This window comes from Kitasatospora sp. NPDC001539 (assembly GCF_040298565.1).
GTDB lineage: Bacteria > Actinomycetota > Actinomycetes > Streptomycetales > Streptomycetaceae > Kitasatospora.
This window is the reverse complement of the sequence record NZ_JBEPAK010000403.1, coordinates 1-3,787: the sequence shown is the minus strand read 5'-3', so window position 1 is coordinate 3,787 and position 3,787 is coordinate 1. Positions and strand designations below refer to the sequence as shown.

The window sequence follows — 3,787 nt, the reverse complement described above, 5'->3', positions numbered from 1 at the left end:
GCAGGGTCAGGTCGCGTCCGACGCTGGCGAAGCGGCCGTCGGGCAGGGCGGCGGCGCCGTTGGCGATGCGGGCGTGGGCCTGTTCGTCGGCGGCGCCGGACCGGACCTGACCGCGCCCCGGGGGCCGGGAAGCGCCGAGCCCCGGCCCCCGGACGGTGCCGGAGGTCGGGGCTCGGGAGCGGGGCCGGGTCGGGATCAGGCGCTGCGGCGGCGCCGCGCGAAGAAGACCGCGCCGATGCCGCTGACGAGCAGCGCGGCGGCGCCCGCCACCGACCGCAGCACGCCGTCCGAACCGGTGTGGGCGAGCTCGCCGCCGGTCAGCCGGCCACCGGTGGAGCCGGAGCCGTCGTCGGTGGTCAGGAGACCGGCCTTGACGGCGGTACCGGTGCTGTCGTCGGCGCCACCGGCCGGAGCGTCGGTGAGGTCCACCAGGAAGCCCTGCGGCCCCACGTACGCGGGCATGGACGGGCCGCCCTCGCCGAGGATGACCTCCGGGTTGACGTAGTTCACCTTCTTGCCGACCGGCGCGCCGGCGGTGAAGGCCAGGCGGACGTGCTTGGTGACGGTCGCGCCGGCCGCCAGGTTCCTGTCCCCGGTGAGGTGGTAGGCGACCGGGCTGCCCGCCTGCGGGCCGGCGGTGCCGGTGACGTTCTCCCAGCCGCCGTCCGCCTTCCGCACCTGCAGGCTGCTGTGCGCGTCGGCCAGCACGACGAGGGAGGAGTTGTCGTAGCCCGAGGCGCTCGCGTTGGTGACGCTGACGTCGAACTCGACCGGGGCGCCGCCGACGACAGCGGTGCTCGGGGTGTTCGCGGCCTTCACCTCGAGCGCCTTCAGGGCGACGTCCTCGGTGTTCTCGGAGACGACGGTGTTCCCGGCGTCCACGATCGCGGAGTGGAGCTCGACGGTGCCGCTCTGAGCGGCCCAGTCGTTGTTGAGCGGGGCGGCGATGCGCAGCTGGAGGGTCCTGGTGGCCCCGGCGGTGACGGTCACGCCGGGGATCTCACCGGCGAAGTCGAAGGTCCTGTCGCCGGCGCTGAAGTTCAGCGCGACGGGCTTCCAGGTGCCGTCGGGGTCGCGGTACTCGAGGGTGATGCGGTCCTTCGACCGGGCCCACTGGTTGCTCGCCTTCAGCTTCAGCGTGTACGACGCGTCGGCGCCGCCCGGGTTGGTGACGGTCTCGGTGAACTCGACCGGCTTGCCCCCGTTGCCGATCGAGGCCGGCGCCTGGACCGTCAGCGTCGCGGCGGTGGCGGCCGGGGTGGCGGTGAGCCGGACCGGGAACGCCTGGGGGCCCACGTGGGCGGGCATGGACGGGCCGCCCTCGCCGAGGACGGCCTTGCCGTCGACGTACACCGTGTCGAGGGGGGCGTCGGCCGCGAAGGCGAGGCGGACGTGCCGGGTCTCGGCGGCCCCCGGGGCGAGGGTCCTGTCGTCGGTGAGGTGGTAGGTGACCTGGGCGGAACCCGGCTGGGAGGAGGGAGTGGCGGTGACGTCCTGCCAGCCGCCGTCGGCCTTCCGGACCTGGAGCGTGGTGTGCTTGTCGGTCTGTACGACCCGGGAGACGTTGTCGTAGCCCGAGGCGCTGGGGTTGGTGAAGGTGACGTCGAACTCGACCGGGGCGCCGCCGACGACGGCCGTGGCCGGGGCGTTCCCGACCTGGACGGTGACGGCCTTGAGCGCGACGTCCTTGGTGCTCTCGGAGACGACGGCCTTGCCGGCGTCCACGATCGCGGAGTGCAGCCGGACGTTCCCGGTTACCGAGGCCCAGTCGTTGTTGAGCGGGGCCGCCATGCGCAGCTGGAGGGTCCTGGTGGACCCGGCGGCGACGGTCACGCCCGGGATCTCGCCGCTGAAGCGGAAGCCGGTGTCGTCCTGGCCGAAGGCCAGCTCGACGGGCTTCCAGCCGCCGTCGGCACCGCGGTAGTCGATGGTGAGGCGACCCGCCGAGCGGGCCGCCGGGTTGCTGGCGTCGAGCTTCAGCGTGAAGGAGGCCTCGGCGCTGCCCGGGTTGGTGACGGTCTCGGTGAACTCGACCGGGCGGCCGCCGTTGCCGATCGACGCCGGCGGGTTGACCGCCAGCGACGGCCTGCCGGCCTCGGCGGTGGCCCGGGCGGTCGGCTCGGCCGACGCGGTGGCGGTGGCGGTGGCGGTGGCAGCGGCGGTGGCGGCGTTGGTGGTGGCAGTGGCGGCGGCCGGTGCGTCGGCGGCGTAGGCGGCCGGGGAGGCGATGAGGGCGCCGGTGGCGAGCAGCGCGCCCAGGGTCGCGGCGGTGACGACGGTGGAGCGGGAACGGCGTGCACGCACGACGGACATTCTGGATACCCCCCAGGGTGTTGCGCCCGGCAGTGTTCCGCCGCCGGTCGATCATCACGGTTTCGGTCGGATCCGAGGTCCGGGGGTGGTGTCCCCGGTGTCGCCTGCGGTCCGCTCCGGCGGCTCCCCGCCGCTCACTCACATGGACGTGCGGGGCCCCCGGTGGTTGCAGGTGGGTTCGGAGTTTTTCCGGAGAACCTCCGAACGGGCTCTGACCTGCGGTTCCATCAGCTCGGGGCAGCCCGGCTCAGTCCAGGACCAGCCGGTCGCCCAGCCGGAGCCGTCCCGGGGCGGCCACCTCGGCCAGGGCGTCCAGGCGGCCGTCGTGGGCGTGCACGATCGCCTTGAGGATCTCGGGGGCGTGCGGGAGCCCCGGCTGGGGGGCGGCGGTCATCGCACAGCGCTCGCTGGAGGCGACGAAGGCGAGCCCGGCGCCGTCCGGAGCCTGGGCACGGGCCCGGCGGCCGAGCCAGCTGTCCTCGACGAACGGCGGGGTGCCGGGCGGGGTGCGCAGCACGATGTTGGGGCGGAACCGCCGCTCGTCCACCACGGCGAAGGGGACGGCCTCGCGGACCCAGTCCAGGGTGGCGGTGGTGAGCAGGCTGACCGGCAGTCGGTCGAAGTGCGAGACGGCGTCCTCGCGGGCGAGTTCGACGTCCCCGCGCTGGAGGTAGGCCCGCAGGAAGGCGGCGGGCCGGTCGACGGGGCGGCCGAGCGGGTCGAACAGTTCGGGGCCGTCGATCCGGCGGCCGAGGCGGGCGGAGAGCCGGAGCAGGCCGTCCATCCGGCGGAAGCGGCGCGTGGTCTTGCCGGAGCCGAGCTTGCCGGAGGAGTCGCGGACGGCGTAGAGGCGGTCGCCGGCCAGGCCGCGCACGTCCACCTCGACGGAGTGGAGCCGCTCGCCGCCGGTGGATTTCACGGGGTAGCGCCAGAGTCGCTCGATCACTCCGATGATCTCAGCCATGGGCGGACAGCGTACTGGCGCCACCGGGGGATGGTCTAGACCAAGTCCCGCGTCTCGGTGGGGCGGCGGGCCCGCTCACCCCGGCCCGTCCACCGCCCGCTCAGCCCAGCCGGGCCACCGCCCGCTCAGCCCAGCCGGGCACCGCCCGCTCAGCCCAGCCGGGCCACCGCCCGCACCGGTGCGCCGTCCGCCGCCTGCAACCGCAGGGGGAACAGCGACACCTCCACCGGCCGCCCCGCCTCCTGCGCCTCCAGCAGCGCCCGCAGGTCGGTCAGGTTCTCGGCGATCACCCCGCCGCCGTCCGCCCCCAGCAGCACCCGGTGGGCGGCCAGCGTCGGCTCCTCGGCGGACTGGTCGTGCTCGTCGGCGAGGTCGGCGAGCAGCGCCGCCACCGCAGGGTCGTCCGGGCCCGGATCGGCTCCACCAGCCGGTCGGGGTGGGGGAGTTCGCCGACCGCGGTCCACGGGGTCAGGCCGGCCACGAAGCACAGTTCGTTGGCGTAGACGTTGC

At 74.9% G+C, this 3,787-nt stretch carries 3 protein-coding genes; all 3 read right to left on the bottom strand.

Going from position 1 to position 3,787, the window contains the following annotated elements; all coding sequences use genetic code 11:
- Positions 1 to 195: 195 nt before the first annotated feature.
- The 3 genes from ABT247_RS32445 to ABT247_RS32435 all read right to left on the bottom strand — a co-directional run bounded on the left by ABT247_RS32445 (position 196) and on the right by ABT247_RS32435 (position 3,669).
- Positions 196 to 2,304, bottom strand: coding sequence for a hypothetical protein (locus ABT247_RS32445; RefSeq protein ID WP_350749983.1), 2,109 nt, complete (start codon positions 2,302 to 2,304; stop codon positions 196 to 198).
- A 256-nt stretch (positions 2,305 to 2,560) separates the two neighbouring features.
- Complete coding sequence (locus ABT247_RS32440; RefSeq protein WP_350749980.1) at positions 2,561 to 3,277, bottom strand: MOSC domain-containing protein; 717 nt, start codon at positions 3,275 to 3,277, stop codon at positions 2,561 to 2,563.
- A gap of 149 nt (positions 3,278 to 3,426) precedes the next feature.
- A complete protein-coding gene (locus ABT247_RS32435) occupies positions 3,427 to 3,669 on the bottom strand; it encodes a cyclase family protein (RefSeq protein WP_350749977.1) in 243 nt (80 codons plus the stop codon).
- Positions 3,670 to 3,787: the final 118 nt, after the last annotated feature.

What these genes read in the sequence shown, in the direction of transcription:
- ABT247_RS32440 (WP_350749980.1), bottom strand. Translation starts at nt 3,277, where the DNA reads ATGGCTGAGATCATCGGAGTGATCGAGCGACTCTGGCGCTACCCCGTG.